The organism is Vibrio sp. MOR3, from assembly GCF_001557775.1.
Lineage (GTDB): Bacteria > Pseudomonadota > Gammaproteobacteria > Enterobacterales > Vibrionaceae > Vibrio > Vibrio jasicida.
Genome location: NZ_LNRD01000003.1, coordinates 54,308 through 71,393 on the forward strand (window position 1 = coordinate 54,308; position 17,086 = coordinate 71,393).

17 protein-coding genes are annotated in these 17,086 nt (G+C 44.6%); 5 read left to right on the forward strand and 12 right to left on the reverse strand.

What is annotated here, in order from left to right; all coding sequences use genetic code 11:
- Positions 1 to 32: 32 nt before the first annotated feature.
- A complete protein-coding gene (gene dsbC / locus ATB76_RS07610) occupies positions 33 to 821 on the reverse strand; it encodes a bifunctional protein-disulfide isomerase/oxidoreductase DsbC (protein ID WP_038876235.1) in 789 nt (262 codons plus the stop codon).
- Positions 822 to 882: 61 nt separating this feature from the next.
- Complete coding sequence (xerD, locus tag ATB76_RS07615; RefSeq protein WP_038876233.1) at positions 883 to 1,800, reverse strand: site-specific tyrosine recombinase XerD; 918 nt, start codon at positions 1,798 to 1,800, stop codon at positions 883 to 885.
- 158 nt (positions 1,801 to 1,958) lie between these two features.
- Here xerD and fldB point away from each other — a divergent pair, with 158 nt between their 5' ends.
- Positions 1,959 to 2,477, forward strand: a complete 519-nt coding sequence (gene fldB / locus ATB76_RS07620; RefSeq protein ID WP_061035000.1) for a flavodoxin FldB — start codon at positions 1,959 to 1,961, stop codon at positions 2,475 to 2,477.
- An 87-nt stretch (positions 2,478 to 2,564) separates the two neighbouring features.
- Here fldB and brnQ read toward each other — a convergent pair whose 3' ends face one another.
- Positions 2,565 to 3,878 carry a branched-chain amino acid transport system II carrier protein gene (gene brnQ / locus ATB76_RS07625; RefSeq protein WP_038866441.1) on the reverse strand — a complete coding sequence of 438 codons (1,314 nt, stop codon included), beginning with the start codon at positions 3,876 to 3,878 and terminating at the stop codon, positions 2,565 to 2,567.
- 329 nt (positions 3,879 to 4,207) lie between these two features.
- Between brnQ and ATB76_RS07630 the strand changes: the two genes are divergently transcribed.
- On the forward strand, positions 4,208 to 4,927 hold the full coding sequence (locus tag ATB76_RS07630) for a tRNA1(Val) (adenine(37)-N6)-methyltransferase (protein ID WP_042599723.1): 720 nt from the start codon (positions 4,208 to 4,210) through the stop codon (positions 4,925 to 4,927).
- Positions 4,928 to 5,034: 107 nt separating this feature from the next.
- A complete protein-coding gene (srmB, locus tag ATB76_RS07635) occupies positions 5,035 to 6,258 on the forward strand; it encodes an ATP-dependent RNA helicase SrmB (RefSeq protein ID WP_039977403.1) in 1,224 nt (407 codons plus the stop codon).
- A 60-nt stretch (positions 6,259 to 6,318) separates the two neighbouring features.
- On the opposite strand, the gene ATB76_RS07640 is transcribed toward srmB, so the two are convergent.
- The 3 genes from ATB76_RS07640 to ATB76_RS07650 form a co-directional block, all read right to left on the reverse strand.
- Positions 6,319 to 6,954, reverse strand: coding sequence for an alternative oxidase (locus ATB76_RS07640; protein ID WP_005434918.1), 636 nt, complete (start codon positions 6,952 to 6,954; stop codon positions 6,319 to 6,321).
- 203 nt (positions 6,955 to 7,157) lie between these two features.
- Positions 7,158 to 7,934 (reverse strand): peroxide stress protein YaaA, encoded by a 777-nt coding sequence (yaaA, locus tag ATB76_RS07645; RefSeq protein WP_061035001.1) that lies wholly within the window; start codon positions 7,932 to 7,934, stop codon positions 7,158 to 7,160.
- 108 nt (positions 7,935 to 8,042) lie between these two features.
- The gene (locus tag ATB76_RS07650; RefSeq protein WP_038876224.1) at positions 8,043 to 9,479 is read right to left on the reverse strand and encodes a sodium:alanine symporter family protein; all 1,437 of its coding nucleotides are present in this window, start codon (positions 9,477 to 9,479) and stop codon (positions 8,043 to 8,045) included.
- 722 nt (positions 9,480 to 10,201) lie between these two features.
- On the opposite strand from ATB76_RS07650, the gene ATB76_RS07655 reads away from it, so the two are divergent.
- The gene (locus ATB76_RS07655; protein WP_039977404.1) at positions 10,202 to 10,387 is read left to right on the forward strand and encodes a DUF3545 family protein; all 186 of its coding nucleotides are present in this window, start codon (positions 10,202 to 10,204) and stop codon (positions 10,385 to 10,387) included.
- Positions 10,388 to 10,615: 228 nt separating this feature from the next.
- On the opposite strand, the gene ATB76_RS07660 is transcribed toward ATB76_RS07655, so the two are convergent.
- The 3 genes from ATB76_RS07660 to nfo all read right to left on the reverse strand — a co-directional run bounded on the left by ATB76_RS07660 (position 10,616) and on the right by nfo (position 13,233).
- Positions 10,616 to 11,167: a hemerythrin domain-containing protein gene (locus ATB76_RS07660; protein WP_042599726.1), complete on the reverse strand. Its 552-nt coding sequence runs from the start codon at positions 11,165 to 11,167 to the stop codon at positions 10,616 to 10,618.
- 143 nt (positions 11,168 to 11,310) lie between these two features.
- On the reverse strand, positions 11,311 to 11,991 hold the full coding sequence (gene ung / locus ATB76_RS07665; RefSeq protein WP_038866348.1) for a uracil-DNA glycosylase: 681 nt from the start codon (positions 11,989 to 11,991) through the stop codon (positions 11,311 to 11,313).
- 354 nt (positions 11,992 to 12,345) lie between these two features.
- On the reverse strand, positions 12,346 to 13,233 hold the full coding sequence (gene nfo, locus ATB76_RS07670) for a deoxyribonuclease IV (protein ID WP_038866346.1): 888 nt from the start codon (positions 13,231 to 13,233) through the stop codon (positions 12,346 to 12,348).
- Positions 13,234 to 13,559: 326 nt separating this feature from the next.
- Between nfo and grcA the strand changes: the two genes are divergently transcribed.
- The gene (gene grcA, locus ATB76_RS07675) at positions 13,560 to 13,937 is read left to right on the forward strand and encodes an autonomous glycyl radical cofactor GrcA (RefSeq protein WP_005434930.1); all 378 of its coding nucleotides are present in this window, start codon (positions 13,560 to 13,562) and stop codon (positions 13,935 to 13,937) included.
- A gap of 111 nt (positions 13,938 to 14,048) precedes the next feature.
- Here grcA and ATB76_RS07680 read toward each other — a convergent pair whose 3' ends face one another.
- The 3 genes from ATB76_RS07680 to thrB all read right to left on the reverse strand — a co-directional run bounded on the left by ATB76_RS07680 (position 14,049) and on the right by thrB (position 17,081).
- Positions 14,049 to 14,708, reverse strand: a complete 660-nt coding sequence (locus tag ATB76_RS07680) for an NAD(P)H-dependent oxidoreductase (protein ID WP_061035002.1) — start codon at positions 14,706 to 14,708, stop codon at positions 14,049 to 14,051.
- Positions 14,709 to 14,847: 139 nt separating this feature from the next.
- On the reverse strand, positions 14,848 to 16,128 hold the full coding sequence (gene thrC, locus ATB76_RS07685) for a threonine synthase (RefSeq protein WP_061035003.1): 1,281 nt from the start codon (positions 16,126 to 16,128) through the stop codon (positions 14,848 to 14,850).
- Positions 16,125 to 17,081 carry a homoserine kinase gene (gene thrB, locus ATB76_RS07690; RefSeq protein WP_061035004.1) on the reverse strand — a complete coding sequence of 319 codons (957 nt, stop codon included), beginning with the start codon at positions 17,079 to 17,081 and terminating at the stop codon, positions 16,125 to 16,127. Before thrB ends, thrC begins: the two co-directional genes overlap by 4 nt.
- Between the last annotated feature and the right edge of the window lie 5 nt (positions 17,082 to 17,086).

Sequence of the window (17,086 nt, forward strand, 5' to 3'; positions counted from 1 at the left end):
AGCGAATACCGCTGACTCTGCTCCTTAAAGGATTATTGTTGCTCTAAACGTTTTAGCAGTTCTGCTGGTGGTAAGTAACCACCAACTAGCTCACCGTTTGGTAGGAAAATAGCTGGCGTACCAGAAATACCAAGCTCACGACCTAGATCGTAATGCGCTTTAATCGTTTCTTTACATTGCTTAAGATCTTTCGCTGGGTTACCAAATGAACGATCAACTTTTGCGTTGTGCATTGCTGCTTTAGGATCTTCAGCACACCAAACGGTTGCCATTTGCTCAGCGACAGGACCTGTTGCACCTTGGCGAGGGTAAGCCATGTAACGCACGGTAATACCCAGATCGTTGTAACCTTGCATTTGACTGTGCAGACGCACGCAGTAACCACAAGTGATGTCAGTAAAGACCGTCACTACGTACTTTTCATTGTCCGCTTTGTACTCGATCACGCTATCTGAAAACTTGGCAATTTTCTCTGCGTTTAGAGGTGCTTGACGCTCAGCAATTACGTCTTTGTAACCACCGTTATCATCGATGGCGTAAAGCGTACCGGCAATAAAGTGATTACCATCGTTTGATGCGAACAGCACACCACCATTAGTTTGAATTTCTAATAATCCAGCAACGTCTGATGGTTTGATATCAAGAATAGATACGCCCAATTTAGAGAACTTCGCTTTTAGCGCTGCCTCATCAAAGTTCTGTTTTGCCGCTGGTGCGACTTGTTGTGCAGGAGTTTCCGTTTTTGCCTGACTTTCTTCAGCACCACAAGCGGTAACGAAAAACGGTAAAGTCAGCAGAGTTAGTCGGCGTAATACGCTCATTAAATTCACCTTAAAATAAAATCCTTTCATCCAATGAGACAATGGATGAAACAAACCATCATTATGCTCTTGGGTGGTGTTGACTGTGGATCTGTTTCAATCGCTCAGTCGCCACGTGAGTATAAATTTGCGTGGTCGATAAGTCACTATGCCCCAACAGCATCTGTACGACCCTGAGATCTGCGCCATAGTTCAATAAATGCGTTGCAAATGCATGACGTAAAACGTGTGGCGACAATTGGTCAGTATCAATACCCGCAATCACGGCATAGTACTTGATACGATGCCAGAAGGTTTGACGGGTCATTTGTCTGGCACGTTTACTTGGGAATACCACATCTGACGTAGTCTCTCCCAATAGAGCAGACCGACCTTGCTGGATAAAAGTTTCAATCCAATCGACGGCGTTCTCCCCCATAGGTACAAGACGTTCTTTACCACCTTTACCCGTCACACGCACGACTCCTTGGCGCAAACTGACGTTTTCCATTGTCAGACTGACCAACTCTGTCACACGCAACCCCGTCGCATAGAGCAGCTCTAGCATGGCTTTATCACGCAGTTCTACTGGGTCATTCGGGTCTGGCGCTTCAAGCAAAGCATCCACTTGCTCTTCACTGATGTCTTTTGGTAGGCGTTGAGGCAGCTTTGGACTCACCAGTAACGCACTTGGATCATCCGCGCGTACTTTTTCACGATGAATGTATTGAAATAAACGACGAATCGCCGACAACATACGCGCGCGGGACGTTTGCTTGTAATCCAAATCAACAAGGTAACTCTGGTACTCTTGCAAACCTGACAAGCTGATAAAATCGAGGCGGTAGCGATGTTGCTCCATCCACACGAGCAGCTTCATTAAGTCATTTCGGTAAGAAGCTAGTGTGTTCTCTGATAAACCACGCTCCATCCACATTGCATCTAAGAATTGTTCAACAAGACCAAAATCTTGTTGATTGACAGGCTGTTGTGCCGTCATGAACGCGTCCTTATCTGTTTATATTTACAGTATTGAGAGTAAGGCAACAGCCAAGCCAATACCATAAAAAAATCATCTCCCTCGGGATATTCGCTGCAATCTTCTTCAATTTATGGTTAGAATCTGCCACAACAGCAACACAAAAAACGACGAATATAATGAAAATCGGACTCTTTTACGGCTCAACAACCTGCTACACCGAAATGGCAGCAGAGAAAATTCGCAACATCATTGGCGCAGACCTTGTCGATATTCACAACGTGAAAGAGACACCGTTGTCACTGATGGCAGACTACGATTTATTGCTGATTGGTATCTCTACTTGGGACTTCGGTGAAATCCAAGAAGATTGGAGTGCTATTTGGGAAGACATTGCAACCACACCTCTAAAAGACAAAGTAGTTGCACTGTTTGGCTTGGGTGACCAAGAAGGCTACGGCGAATGGTACCTTGATGCGATGGGCCTACTTCATGACGAGCTCAAAGCAACGGGGGCGCAGTTTATCGGTTACTGGCCAAATGAAGGTTATGAGTTCGAGGTATCAAAAGCTTTAACAGAAGATGGTAGTCAATTTGTTGGCTTGGCATTAGATGAAGATTCCCAGTACGAATTGAGTGACGAACGCATCGAGAAATGGTGTGAGCAAGTGTTGGTTGAGTTTCACGACACGCTATAAGTCCGCATAAACCCTGATAAAACGACAGACAAATAAAAAGCCCGGTGAATCACTTCACCGGGCTTTTTTAATCTTGCGAGTCAGCAGTTATGCCGCTTCTTCAGTCAACTCAGGTTGAGAAGATTTAGCAACAAAGAACATGCAGACAATTGCTGCAAACGTTGGTAGAACCCAACCCATGCCCACTTCGAACAGTGGTAGCATGTTGAATGCGGAAACGTCTAGACCTGCTACTTTCGCAGCATCAATCAATGCAAACAATAATGATACTAGCAACACAGAGCGGTATGCTACTCGCGGGTTTGGTAGCTTGCTACGTACAAACGTTAGCGCAACCAATGCGACTGCTACTGGGTACAGCGCAAACAATACAGGAACTGACAACGAAATCAGCTGTGATAGACCTACGTTCGCAATCAGTGCACAAGCGGCACCGTTAATGATAACCCATTGCTTGTAAGTCAGTTTCGTCTTAGAGCTGAAGAAGTCTGAACATGCAGAGATAAGGCCGATCGCCGTCGTCAAACACGCCAATAATACAATGATTGAAAGAACAATCTGACCGTAAGGACCAAATAGTGCCTGAACGTATTGGCTTAGTACTGCACCACCGTTGTCTGCACCAGCTGCGATAGTTGCACTCGTCGCACCTAGGTAGAACAATGAGATGTATACGAACGCCAGACCTGCTGCTGCAATACAACCTGCGCAAATTAGGTATTTCGTCGTTGCAGCACGCTCAGTGATGCCTTTACTGCGCAGTGCATCCACCATTAGCATACCGAACATCAGCGATGCGAACGTATCCATGGTGTTGTAACCTTCAAGGAAACCTTTGGTTAGTGGCTGCGTTAAGTACTCACCATGCGCACCCATCATCTCACCTTGCGGATCAACGAATACCGCAATAGCAAGTACGATAAGGCCAAGGAACAAAACTGGCGTTAACACTTTACCGATCAAGTCAATCAGACGACCTTGGAACCAAGCAAATAGCATCGCTACTGCAAAGAACAGGATAGAGAATGACGTAAGGTGTGCTTGTGTCGCGTCAACGAAGAAAGGCTTGATTGCCATTTCGTAAGCCACGAGACCAGTACGCGGCGCTGCAAATGCAGGACCGATAATGATGAAGATAAGCGCAGCCATAAGTACTGCTGCTTTCTTAGGAAGGTCTTGCGTTAGATGATCCCAAGAACCACCTGCAACAGCAATAGCAACGATAGTAATAAGAGGTAGACCTACCGCTGTTAGCAAGAAACCAAACATTGCTGGCATCAAATGATCACCGGCTAGCTGACCCGCTAGAGGTGGAAAGATGATGTTGCCAGCACCCAAAAAGAACGCAAATAGCATAAAGCCTACTGCGATAATATCTGTTAGTTTTAACGTCTGCTTCACAGATAACCCTTTTTCTGAATTGATGAATGTTGTGTATGCATCGACCACTTTTTGTATACCCAAATAAAATGAGTATCTGTGGTTCAATCTATAAATTTTCCGCCGCATAATGACGAAAGACCCATCATTTGGCAACCTTTAAGAAAAAAACACCATATTAATTTAGTTTGCAAACTCAAAAGCAGTGGATATCACTACATTGATATTTATGACCAGTTCTTTATCTCGATCAAAAAGCAATACAAATTAATAACCAACAAGATAACAAACCATACAATTTAGAAACAATAGAGCATTTAACTCTATTATTGAGTAAATATAAAACAATCATGAAGAGCGATACATTCAAGACTAAAGGCTTCAAGTTTAAGCAATTTTCCATCGATGGTGGTGAAAGTGGCATGCCTGTCAGTACCGATGGCGTAATGCTGGGCGCTTGGGCAAATTGCTCACCACAGAGTAAAATTCTGGACATTGGTACTGGTACGGGTCTGTTGGCTCTAATGTGCGCACAACGCTTTTCAGGCGCGATGATCACCGCGGTGGACATCGAATCAACCGCAGTAGAAGCCGCCCAGACCAACTTTACGCATTCACCTTGGGCTGACCGATTAACCGTTTTGCACACCGATGTATTAACGTTTGAACCAACGCAACGTTTTCAGCACATCATTTGTAATCCGCCCTATTTCAACAATGGTGAGCAATCAAAGCAGGCTCAGCGCGCCACCGCCCGACATACCGACACATTGCAACATCGTGCGTTATTAGCGTGTTGCTATGACTTACTTGAAGAAGACGGCAAAGCCAGTTTTGTTCTGCCAATCACCGAAGGTGAGCAGTTTATTGTCATGGCGAAAACACAAAACTGGTATGTATCACGTCTATGCTACGTGCAACCATCACAGAAAAAAGCGGTGCATCGTGTACTATTTGAGTTATCGAAAAAGGTCTGCTACACCGAAGAATCACAATTGACCATCCACTCAAATCAGGGTTATGACGAAGAATTTATCCGTCTAACTCACGAGTTTTATCTTAAGATGTGAAATAACATGTGATCCTTGTCACCAATCACTTTATAATGTGCGACCTTTTTATATTCTATGCTGCTGCGGCGAACCATTAACCAAGCTTTGCTTGTGGAGAACTCATTGTGATCAGAACCTTTGCTGAACTTGATCTAGACCCAAACCTACTTGAAGCCATCGAAGAGATGGGCTACGAACGCCCAACTAAAATTCAGGCTGAGGCGATTCCACAAGCGTTGGATGGTCGTGACATTCTAGCGTCAGCACCAACTGGCACAGGTAAAACGGCAGCATTCGTACTGCCTGCGTTGCAATACCTGCAAGACTTCCCTCGTCGCAAGCCTGGACCTGCTCGTATCCTGATCCTGACGCCAACACGTGAACTTGCTATGCAAATTGCAGATCAAGCGCGTGCGCTTGCAAAGAACACAAAATTGAATATCTTCACCATCACTGGTGGTGTTCAGTACCAAGAGCACGCCGATATTCTTGCAACAACGCAAGACATCGTCGTAGCTACACCGGGTCGTCTACGTGAGTACATTGATGCAGAGCGCTTTGACTGTCGTGCCATTGAATGGTTAGTGCTGGATGAAGCAGACCGCATGCTAGACATGGGCTTCGCACCAACGGTAGACCGTCTATCAAACGAATGTCGCTGGCGTAAGCAAACCCTTCTGTTCTCCGCAACACTAGAAGGTAAAGGCGTAGAAGGCTTCACAGCAGACCTACTTAACGAGCCAGCAGAGATCGATGCAAAATCACCATTGCGTGAGCGCAAAAAAATTGCTCAGTGGTATCACCGTGCCGACACAGCAGAACATAAGCTAGAACTGTTAAAACACATCATCACAGAGCAAGCAGAACGCACAATTGTGTTCTTGAAGACTCGTGAGCGTCTAGCTGAGTTACGTGGCCAATTAGAAAGTGCGCAAATTCCTTGTTCATGGATCCAAGGTGAAATGCCGCAAGATCGTCGTAACAATGCCATTGCACGCTTTCGTGAAGGTGCTGTGAACGTACTACTTGCCACTGACGTTGCTGCCCGTGGTATCGACCTTCCAGACGTATCACACGTTGTCAACTACGACATGCCTCGCACAGCTGACGTATACCTTCACCGTATTGGCCGTACCGCGCGTGCGGGTAAAAAAGGTAACGCTATCTCTATCGTAGAAGCGCACGACCAGCCAATGATGGATCGTGTTGCACGTTACGTAAAAGAAGACATCAAAGAGCGTTTCATCAAAGAGATGCGCCCTAAACACAAAAAACCAGTGTTTAAGAAGAAAAAGAAAAAAGACGACAAGAAGAAAGTAGCGAAAAAGAAAACCGCTAAGAAGAAGTAATCACGTCTGATTGATTCCAAATCTAAAAGAGCCGCAATCGCGGCTCTTTTTGTTTTTCAACTATAATTGATGAGCTGGAAGAGTTTTATCTTCATAGGCATCAGCGAAGCCATGGTTGCGATCACGGTGCCCCGCTTCATCTTCTCGAATACGCAAAATCACGTCTCTTAGCATCGCATCAGCAGGCAGCTTGTAGTAGTCAATCGCCAGAGTCGGAGCTGGTACATTCTCCACTTCCCCGCTATCAATTTTCTCTAGGTACTCAGTGTAGCTATTACACGCTTCTTCTTCGAAGTAACCCACAACACGGTGAGCAATTTTAGAAGAAAGCAGATAGATGAAACTGTACACAACAATGAAAACACCTTGTCCCAGCAACACCAATAAACGCTCAACCAAACTTGGTTTGGCAATGTCGAGGAAAATCATTAGGTGCATGCGCTCGTTTTCGGCCTCATCAAGGAGTTCTCGGATCCAGCCTTCATCGTCTTTCATTCGACGCAGCGCTTTCAAGTGATTGAACATCCCAGCCACCATACCTGGCACAGCGGCGATTGTTTCGAGAATCACAGCGCGCTTCGCGTATTTCTTGCCATAAAAGATGTTCAGAGTGAATTTCAGCAACTTGGTAATACGCAGTGCAATGTACTCCGATAACTTAGAGGCTTTTTTGTGTGTGAGCTTAAAGTCTGACATAGGAGAACTCCTTTATTTTAAAGTTGCATTTAAAATACAACTTTAAACCTTCGCACTCAACTATTTTTTAATGAATAAAATTTTCATGTAATAAAGTCCGATTTAGATCAGGTTTAACAGACATAAAAAAAGCCGGATAACTATCCGGCTTTTTGGCGTACTTTATTTCGCTGAGTCATCAACTCGCGATTCACTTACTTCAATCAGTTTTGCTCTTCGCGCTTAAACACCAAGTCAGTTGGCGTCGACTCTTCTTCAACGAAGTAGTAACCCGCAACATCAAACTTAGTGAGGTCAGCAACGCTTTCGATACGGTTTTCGATGATGTAGCGAGCCATCATACCGCGCGCTTTCTTCGCGTAGAAACTGATCACCTTGTATTGACCATTCTTACAATCTTTGAAGATTGGTGTGATCACTTGAGCATCCAAGTTCTTTGGCTTCACCGCTTTGAAGTATTCGTTCGATGCAAGATTGATCAGCACGTTGTCGCCTTGCTCAGCAATCGCTTCATTCAGCTTATCGGTAATGACATTACCCCAGAACTGGTAGAGGTTAGTGCCCTTTTCGTTTGCTAGCTTAGTGCCCATTTCAAGACGGTATGGCTGCATCAAATCAAGCGGCTTAAGCAGGCCGTAAAGGCCAGACAGCATACGTAGATGACCTTGAGCGTAATCGAAATCAGTATCTGAAAGAGTTTCCGCTTCAAGACCTGTATACACATCGCCCTTAAACGCCAAAATCGCTTGGCGAGCGTTATCTGTCGTGAAGGTTTCACTCCACTCTTGGAAACGGCCGACGTTCAAGTCAGCGATTTTGTCGCTCACTTTCATCAGTGACGAAACATCGGCAGGTGTTAATTTACGGCATACCTCGATCAGCTCTTTTGAATAGCTAACCAAGTCTGGTTGAGTAAACGTCTCGGTTGCAAGTGGAGACTCGTAATCAAGCGTTTTAGCTGGAGAAACGACGATAAGCATGACTTTAACTTCCCTAATTTTGTTTTCCATTAGGGTACAAAAAAAGCCATGCATTGTCTGCATGGCTTTTTGAATCGTGTTGATAGCTTTCAACAATGATTAAGCGACTTAGTCTGCCTTCTTGTTGTTGTCCCAAATACCTTCCTCTAGCTGAGATTTCAGCTCAGGGAAGTCATTCGGATCAAACGTTGGCACTTTACCTTCACTCAACTGGCGGTTGTAGTCTTTCGCCAGTTTAATCACGATGCCAGATAGCAAGATGATCGCAACCAAGTTCACAATCGCCATCAGACCCATAGAGACGTCAGCAAGCGACCAAACCACAGGCAGAGAAGCTAACGCACCAAACATAACCATACCTAGTACAACGATACGGAAGATGCCTAGACCCGCTTTATGGTTGTGCTCTAGGAAGATAAGGTTTGTTTCAGCGTATGAGTAGTTAGCAATGATTGAGGTGAATGCGAAGAAGAAGATCGCAACCGCAACAAAAATGCCGCCCCAATCACCCACTTGCGAGCTCAATGCACGCTGAGTTAGCTCAATACCGGTCACTTCTGTTGCTTGGCCTACGTACTCACCTGACATCAGGATAATAGCAACTGTCGCCGAACAGATAACGATCGTATCCATGAACACGCCTAGCATCTGTACGTAACCTTGAGATGCTGGGTGTGGTGGGTAAGGCGTTGCTGATGCTGCCGCGTTTGGCGCAGAACCCATACCCGCTTCGTTCGAGAATAGACCACGTTTGATACCGTTGATCATCGCTTGTGCGATGGCATAACCAAGACCACCAGCAGCTGCTTCTTGCAGGCCGAATGCGCTCTTGAAGATAAGCATTAGAACGTCTGGTAGTTTCTCTAAGTTAGAAAGCATCACGAACATCGCAAGAACGAGGTAAGCCAGAGCCATTACAGGAACAACTAACTCAGCAACTTTCGCGATACGCTTAATACCACCAAAAATAACGATAGCGGACAAAGCAACAACTGCGATACCTACGTAAAGGTCATCCCAACCAAATGCATTGCTCATTGCATTCGCGATAGAGTTTGCTTGAACGGCGTTAAATACCAAACCAAAAGCGATGATTAGGAAAATTGAGAACAACACGCCCATCCAGCGCATGCCCAAGCCTTTTTCCATGTAGTAAGCAGGACCACCGCGGTAGTTGCCATCATCATCTTTGGTTTTGTATAGCTGCGCCAGTGTGCTTTCTGCAAACGACGTCGCCATACCAAGCATCGCAATCAACCACATCCAGAAGATTGCACCAGGGCCACCCGCAGTCAGTGCAACTGCAACACCCGCCATGTTACCCGTACCAACACGTGCAGCAAGACTAGTACAAAGCGCTTGGAAAGAAGAGATACCAGCTTTGTCTGCTTTACGACTGTTCTTTAGAACAGAGAACATGTGGCCGAAATGGCGGAATTGAATGAATCCCAATCGAACGGTGAAGTAGATTCCTACACCAACAAGAAGATAAACAAGAATCGAGCCCCAAAGGAGGTCGTTCATCAAATTGATTAAGTCTGTCATGTGTACCTCAAAGTGAGTTGCGCCAGTCTTTGCTTCCGAGCCATCCACCAGATTGCATGCTAAGTGTCAAAGTCTGCTTAGCTTTTTGAATAATGTTTATTTCGCAATCTAGAATCGTAAACGTCGCTTCATGCATCCATTTTACGTACCAGCGTATTTTTTGACGGGCGGATAATGCAGCCTCGACAAGCAAAAATCAATATGCAATCAGTAAAATAAGCTTGTTATTTTTCACTATAAAGTCACTATTGATTAACATAAAACGAAAACTTATTGCTCACAAACAGCAACATTGCGTTTATCAAAACTCAACATAAATAGCCCCGCAATCGTTAACAAAACACCATCCCATTTATTTTTAGCGAGGCTAGCAACCACAAGGTATCTGACAAATTTTAATGACCTCACTCTGTTACGATTGGATACATTTTCATCAAAGCGATGCTATGCAACCTTAGTATTCAAAATTTAAGTAAAATCTGTCGCTCGAATTAACATACCAAATCTCTTCATTTAATCGTTTTCGTGAGTTCGTTCGCTTATTTTTTGCGCACTCCGTCCCCATGCAAAATGTGATTCTGTGAGTATTTTTGCGCGAAAATGTCATGTTACCGACACAAATGCGAAATATATCATGGTTATCCTCACGTCTATTGTGGTACTTAAAAAGCTCCACAAGGACTGGTTACAACAGTTTAGATATAGAAAGGTAAAGGTGGCTTATGGAAGGCTTTCAACTCGATGACCTATTTGGTCTGGATACTACCTCAACATCAAAATCTCGTGCGAAACCATTGAAGCGTAAGTGGCGAGAAATAGAAGAAATGAACGACCGACGTAATTTGCTAAAGGAACTGCGTGAACTGGATGTCTGTCACGACATCTCTCTAGAAGATATCAAACTATAATTTAGACAAAAGGCACCTCGTGGGTGCCTTTTGTCATTTATAGACCTATGAATTTGATGGGTGTTTTTGCGTTGAATTTCGCCCTATAACACCCATTCTTATTGATTGAGAATTTACCTCAAAATTCTGCCCTATTTGTAAGAATTCAATTTACCCTTAATTCTCATCAAATAAGAAAACGCAAAATAAACCGCGCTAAAACAATCGTTTACCTTGTCATAATTCGCTTTAAACGAACTCTACATCGTTCTGACGCACTCGTTCAGCCAATTGTTTATAGCGATCTGCAATAGTACTACCAAATACTGGATCATCTTCACTCTGATGCCATAGGCTTTCTACATATTGCCAATCGTCCGAGGTAAACAGTTCTTCAATAAGAGGCAGTACCTGTCGCTCTTCCATCTCCAAATGACGTTTTTGAGTAACAATAAAGTCCTCTAACTGTGTTATGAATAACTCTTGTGGAACGACAGCATCTTGCAGGATCATTTCTAATAGCATTGAGAAGTCTTTGGTTTTGCTCGCCAACACTTGATGCTCAAGCTCTAAGTTCTCAATTGTCTTCTGCTGACCGTACTGTTTTAGGAAGTAATGGTAGAGAATGTCTTCTTTAGGGTGGTGGATTTTTTCAGAATGGTTAGAGAGGTAATCTACGATTTCGCTCACCAACGCATAATTGATGGCATTCTCTTGTTTAATCTCATTTAATTTATGGCGCAATATCGCCAGTAAACGGACCATATAGCCGTGTTCTCGTCGAATTCTTTCGATCATCATAGCGTCTCTCCTTAACACCTACTTTCTATAAGTGTATATGAGAAACCTAATATCTGATTCGACGATGTTCAAAAAAACAGCGATCATTGTGTCACGATCGCTGTACTGAGAATTACCTCTTTATATAAGAGGAAAAGTGAGATTTACACCGTTAAAGGCAAATGCCAATTAATGGCTTCTTTACCTTGCTGAAGCAGGATCTGGTTCGCTTGTGAAAATGGTTTACTGCCAAAGAAACCGCGGTGAGCAGATAACGGCGATGGATGTGGAGCGGCCAACACATGATGCTTGCTACGGTCAATGAAACGACCTTTCTTCTGTGCATGTGCTCCCCACAGTAAGAACACCACACCTTGCTGATGCTGGTTGATCGATTCAATCACACGGTCAGTGAAGCTCTCCCAACCGGTTTTAGAGTGTGAATGTGCTTTACCCTGCTCTACTGTCAATACTGTATTGAGTAACAACACACCTTGTTCGGCCCAGCTTTGTAAAAAACCGTGCTGCGGAATTTGGAAGCCTTCGATATCTTGCGCTAACTCTTTGTACATGTTCACCAAAGATGGCGGAGTTTTAATGCCTGGCAGCACAGAGAAACACAAACCGTGTGCTTGGTTCGGTCCATGATAGGGGTCCTGCCCTAAAATCACGACTTTCACATCATTGAATTCAGTAAAGCGAAACGCATTAAACACATCTTTGGTTGGCGGATAAATCGCTTTGCCTGAGGCGCGCTCTGCTTCAACAAAATTCAGGGTATCTACAAAGTAGCTCTGTTGTTTCTCTTCGCCGATCACATCGTGCCAAGTCGGTAACTGATTCATGGAAAGTTCCTGTCCTAGGGTTTTCCTTTATTCTACCGAGCGAAGTCCAAACAAACAAAAACTTACTATCAGCTTGAGATGGCTTTTCAAAAAATCATGACATTAACGAGAGCCCTCGCTAATGTCGTTGCGGCGTTCGAAAATGCCCCTGTCCGGTGATATGGCGATTTGGGGTGGGTAAACGCAACACTCGTCGAGAGTGTGTCGCCGGGATAAAAGAAACTGGTCGAGACATATTGTCATCCTCCTAACTAGCTTCGCCTAACTACAACGTTGAGTTCAGGCGTTTAAAACAAGCGCATAACCGCTCAATTGTTTTAGCTAAGAAAGAAGGATGCCAACTTTGCCATCCCGTTAGGAATTAACCATTTCTTCAATGTGGAATTGGCGTAAGGTGTTGATTTCTTGCTGCCAAATATCTGGGTCAATTGTTTCTAAAATCAGAGGGATACCATCAAAACGTGGATCTTTAGCGATGTACTCAAAACAGCTCCAGCCGATCTCTCCTTTGCCTAATGAGTGGTGACGGTCAACCTTGCTAGCGAATTCGACTTTTGAATCATTTAGATGCATTGCTCTTAAATAGTGCATACCAACGATACGGTCGAACTCAGCAAAGGTATGCTCACAATCCTCTTTAGTACGCAGATCGTAACCTGCGGTAAACGTGTGGCAAGTATCGAGACATACGCCAACACGTTCTTTGTCTTCCACTTGATCGATGATTTCAGCCAAATGTTCAAACTTCCAACCTAAGTTAGTGCCCTGACCTGCCGTGTTCTCAATCACAGCGATCACATTCGGCACTGCTTTGTGCGCCAGGTTAATCGACTCGGCGATCGTCGCCAAACACACCTGTTCCGACACTTTCTTTAAGTGGCTACCAGGGTGGAAGTTTAGCAACGTTAAACCTAATTGATTGCAACGCTCCATCTCATCAATAAATGCCGCGCGGGATTTGTTCCGCTTTTCTTCTTCTGGAGCACCCAAGTTAATCAGATAAGAGTCATGGGGAAGAATGTGTTCCGCGCCGAAACCAAGCATTTTGCAGTTTGCTTTGAACGCACTAATGGTTTTTTCTTCGAGTGGTTTTGCAACCCATTGGCGTTGGTTCTTAGTAAACAGAGCAAACGCATTCGCACCAATTTCACGAGCACGAAGAGGCGCTTGATCAACCCCTCCAGCCGCAGATACGTGAGCACCAATAAATTTGTTTCCAAACTTGTTTTTCATGTTTGTCATTTAATCACTTTCGACTTTCAGTATGGCTACCTAAATACAGGCAGTTGCGTAAACAAGGTTAAGTTTTGAGCTTGTTTTGTAGTAAATTTACAACAAAATTAACTTTTAAATATTTTTTATATTATCAAATAAATTGTAAATAGTATGTTTTCAAACGTTTTATTGATTTAACTCAAGAAAATCACCTTCAGAAAATTAAGGTTTTTGGTTGTTTTTTGACTTAAATCAATATTAAAATAATGGATATTGGCTATATAATACTTAGCTCGACAAAAATTCGAAAATTAACACCAATAATCACCACGTAAGTGGTCTAGGAGATAGTGATGATCCAAGGTATCCAAATTACTAAAGCAGCTAACGACGAACTACTAAACTCAATCTGGCTACTAGATAGCGAGAAGAACGAAGCGCGTTGTGTTGCTGCAGCATCAACTTACGAAGCAGACCAAGTTATCGCAATTAGCGACCTAGGTGAATACGAAAGCCGTGAAGTAGCAATCGAAACAGCTCCTCGCATCGAAGGCGGTCAGCACCTAAACGTAAACGTTCTTAAGCGTGAAACTCTAGAAGATGCAGTAGCACACCCAGAGAACTACCCACAGCTAACTATCCGTGTTTCTGGTTACGCAGTACGTTTCAACTCGCTAACTCCAGAACAGCAACGTGACGTAATCGCTCGTACTTTTACTGAGTCTCTATAATCTCTCAGTAAACTAGCTTGCTAGAATTTAAAAAGCTTGGTCAGCAATGACCAAGCTTTTTTTGTTTCTGGATCCTTCTAAACCCTTCCGACAGCAGAAAGCAACTCGCCTCTAAGGTGCGTTTCTTTGCGAAGGATCTTTCTGAAACGCTTGTGCCAACGAGGTTGGTTCAAGCCTCTCTCTTTGCAATGACGCCCCTTCTGCCCACCAAATCAGTTGATGCAGGGTGCGATTCATATAGCTATCCCACTGCGCCTGCTCCGACTCGTCCGCAACAACACCGTGCTCATCAAACACCTCTTGTGCTTTTGGAATATGGATCATTGCCGACACGGGTAAGCATCCCAACTCGGATAAGAAAGTGCGCATCGACACTGCAGCACGAGCGCCACCCCATTGCCCTGCAGAGTAGGTCACGATAGCACTTGGCTTATAGGAAAACAGCGAACTGCCAAAATGGTTAAGCATGTTTGCCAAGGCAGGACTCATCGAATGGTTGTATTCCGGGCTGACCATCACATACCCATCGGCACGTTTGATTTTATCTGCCAGCTCACTCAGATGTTCTGGCACTTTAGAGCGGTGATAAGCAAACTCGGGCTTAAACACATCGCCAAAGTCATAGCCCAATGGGTCAATGATTTCGACAGTATGTTGCGAATGCTGACTCACGATGAGTTTTTCACACGCTCTACTGACTCGCATTCCTAAACGGGCTGGTCGTGGTGGCGTGCTGTCTCTCACTGAGCCAAGAAAAATCAAAAAATGCATGCTTCTCTTTCCATCTCATTTAGTTAAGTTCGTTTCTCAATAATAAAGAGAGTTAAAACTTACCGGCAATAAAAAAGGTGAATGATTGCTCATTCACCTCTCGTTATTTGTGTTTTTGATACTGACTGTATTTTGAAGCTTACTGCACGCGGCGCAGTACTTGTTTCAATGCGTCAAAGTCTGCGTTGAGATCTTCCGATAGCAGCTCCATCACCGCATGCTTCGCTAGTGGCGCAGGAAGATCAATGTCAGATTGCAGAATGTCATCTACCACTTCTTTGAACTTCGCAGGGTGTGCAGTACATAGGAACAGACCTGTTTCACCGTCTTGCAGTTGTTCTTCAAGCACGCGGTAAGCAATCGCACCGTGCGGCTCACACAAGTAACCCATGGCGTATAAATCTTTTACTGACTGCGCGCTTTGCTCATCCGTTACTGCACCTTTACCTAGCGTCTCCAAGCCCCACTCTTTCACTCGGCATAGCTCTTCGATACGAGGCCAGTTGTTTGGTTGGCTCACGTCCATCGCGTTCGATGTTGTTGCTACTGTTGGTTTTGGATCCCACTTACCTGTTTCTAGGTAGCGAGGAACAGTGTCATTAGCGTTAGTTGCAGCGATAAAGCGTTTGATAGGCAGACCCAGCGCTTTTGCCAATAGACCAGCAGTTAGGTTACCAAAGTTACCGCTTGGTACAGACACAACTAGGTTTTCACGTTCTCGCTTGCTCATTTGCGCAGCGGCTTCAAAGTAGTAACAGATTTGCGCCATCAAACGGCTGATGTTGATTGAGTTTGCAGAGTTCAGACCGATCTCTTCTCGCAGCGCAGAATCATCAAAAGCTTGCTTAACCAGAGCCTGACAGGCATCGAAGTCACCATCGATCGCAACAGTGTGAATGTTCTTACCAAGCGTACAGAATAGCTTCTCTTGCAGTGGGCTGATCTTGCCTTTCGGGTAAAGAATCACAACGTTGATGTCTTCCATACCGTAGAAAGCATGCGCAACGGCTGCGCCAGTATCGCCAGAAGTTGCAGTCAGAATAGTGATCTTGCCGCCGTCCGAAACCGCAGCAAGAGATTGCGCCATAAAGCGACCACCAAAGTCTTTAAACGCAAGCGTTGGACCATGGAACAGCTCTAGTGCATAAACACCGTCTTTTACTTGATTGATAGGCGCAGGGAATTGGAATGCAGCATCAACAAGAGCATTCACTTGCTCTTCTGCAAGTTCATCGCCAATTAACGCTGATAGAATCTTAGTGCTACGAGAGACAAAGTCTTCTGCAAGCAGCGCATCGATATCTTCAAATTTTGGTAATTCCGATGGGAAAAATAGGCCTTGATTACGACCTAACCCTTGGCGAACGGCTTGGCCAAAGGAAACTTGTTCATCATTTTCTTTTATATTGTAAAGCTTCATAGCTCACTTCCTGTTACTTTCGAACCCTGCTTATCTAGACGACAAACGTGGACGAATCCTTCTTCGTTTTGTACGTAGTTCTGTTCTAACCAGCGAGCAACTCGCTCAGCGACATCTTTCTCTTTGCAAATACTGAACAGTGTCGGCCCACTGCCAGAAATACCGGTAGCCAATGCACCCGCAGACGCTGCGTATTGACGTGCATTCGCAAAACCCGGAAGCAGTTTCTCACGATACGGTTCTGCGATCACGTCTTTGATCATTTTTGCAGCAAGTTCTGGCTGACCAGAATGACACGCATGAATAAAGCCTGCAAGGTGGCGACCATGAGCAATGATATCTTGTCGGCGGTATTGAGATGGTAGGATCTCACGCGCTTCTGCTGTTGATACTTTGATACCCGGATACGCCATCACCCAGAACCAATCATCAAAGCAAGGCACTTCTTGGCTGATGATACCCAACTCTTCAAGCATCAATTGCACACCACCAAGGTAACATGGTGCGACGTTGTCGTAGTGAATACCACCAGAGATCTTGCCTTCCATTTCTCCCATCAGTGCCAGTAACTCTGTCTCGTTAAGTGGCTGTCCATGGAATCGGTTCAATGCATCTAATGCCGCAACGATAGAGCATGCACTTGAGCCTAAACCAGAGCCAATTGGCATGTTCTTTTCTAGCGTCATCTCAAGTGGTTTTAGCTTGACGCCTTTTTTGTCTAGCTCACGAGCAAACACCACCCAACAATCGTAAACAATGTTCTCTTTTGGCTCGGTAGGCAACTTTTCAACGAAGTCACCGGAGGTTTTTAGGCTGAATGGCTCAGCTCCTGACTTTACCAATACTCGGTCGCCCAAAAGAGTGCCATCAACTGGCGACACCGCCGCCCCCAGAACGTCGAAACCAACGCTTACATTACCAATTGATGCTGGGGCATAAACCACAACATCCATATCAC

What these genes read in the sequence shown, in the direction of transcription:
- dsbC (WP_038876235.1), bottom strand. Translation starts at nt 821, where the DNA reads ATGAGCGTATTACGCCGACTAACTCTGCTGACTTTACCGTTTTTCGTT.
- xerD (WP_038876233.1), bottom strand. Translation starts at nt 1,800, where the DNA reads ATGACGGCACAACAGCCTGTCAATCAACAAGATTTTGGTCTTGTTGAA.
- fldB (WP_061035000.1), top strand. Translation starts at nt 1,959, where the DNA reads ATGAAAATCGGACTCTTTTACGGCTCAACAACCTGCTACACCGAAATG.
- ATB76_RS07630 (WP_042599723.1), top strand. Translation starts at nt 4,208, where the DNA reads ATGAAGAGCGATACATTCAAGACTAAAGGCTTCAAGTTTAAGCAATTT.
- ATB76_RS07640 (WP_005434918.1), bottom strand. Translation starts at nt 6,954, where the DNA reads ATGTCAGACTTTAAGCTCACACACAAAAAAGCCTCTAAGTTATCGGAG.
- yaaA (WP_061035001.1), bottom strand. Translation starts at nt 7,934, where the DNA reads ATGCTTATCGTCGTTTCTCCAGCTAAAACGCTTGATTACGAGTCTCCA.
- ATB76_RS07650 (WP_038876224.1), bottom strand. Translation starts at nt 9,479, where the DNA reads ATGACAGACTTAATCAATTTGATGAACGACCTCCTTTGGGGCTCGATT.
- ATB76_RS07655 (WP_039977404.1), top strand. Translation starts at nt 10,202, where the DNA reads ATGGAAGGCTTTCAACTCGATGACCTATTTGGTCTGGATACTACCTCA.
- ATB76_RS07660 (WP_042599726.1), bottom strand. Translation starts at nt 11,167, where the DNA reads ATGATGATCGAAAGAATTCGACGAGAACACGGCTATATGGTCCGTTTA.
- ung (WP_038866348.1), bottom strand. Translation starts at nt 11,991, where the DNA reads ATGAATCAGTTACCGACTTGGCACGATGTGATCGGCGAAGAGAAACAA.
- nfo (WP_038866346.1), bottom strand. Translation starts at nt 13,233, where the DNA reads ATGACAAACATGAAAAACAAGTTTGGAAACAAATTTATTGGTGCTCAC.
- grcA (WP_005434930.1), top strand. Translation starts at nt 13,560, where the DNA reads ATGATCCAAGGTATCCAAATTACTAAAGCAGCTAACGACGAACTACTA.
- ATB76_RS07680 (WP_061035002.1), bottom strand. Translation starts at nt 14,708, where the DNA reads ATGCATTTTTTGATTTTTCTTGGCTCAGTGAGAGACAGCACGCCACCA.
- thrC (WP_061035003.1), bottom strand. Translation starts at nt 16,128, where the DNA reads ATGAAGCTTTACAATATAAAAGAAAATGATGAACAAGTTTCCTTTGGC.
- thrB (WP_061035004.1), bottom strand. Translation starts at nt 17,081, where the DNA reads ATGGATGTTGTGGTTTATGCCCCAGCATCAATTGGTAATGTAAGCGTT.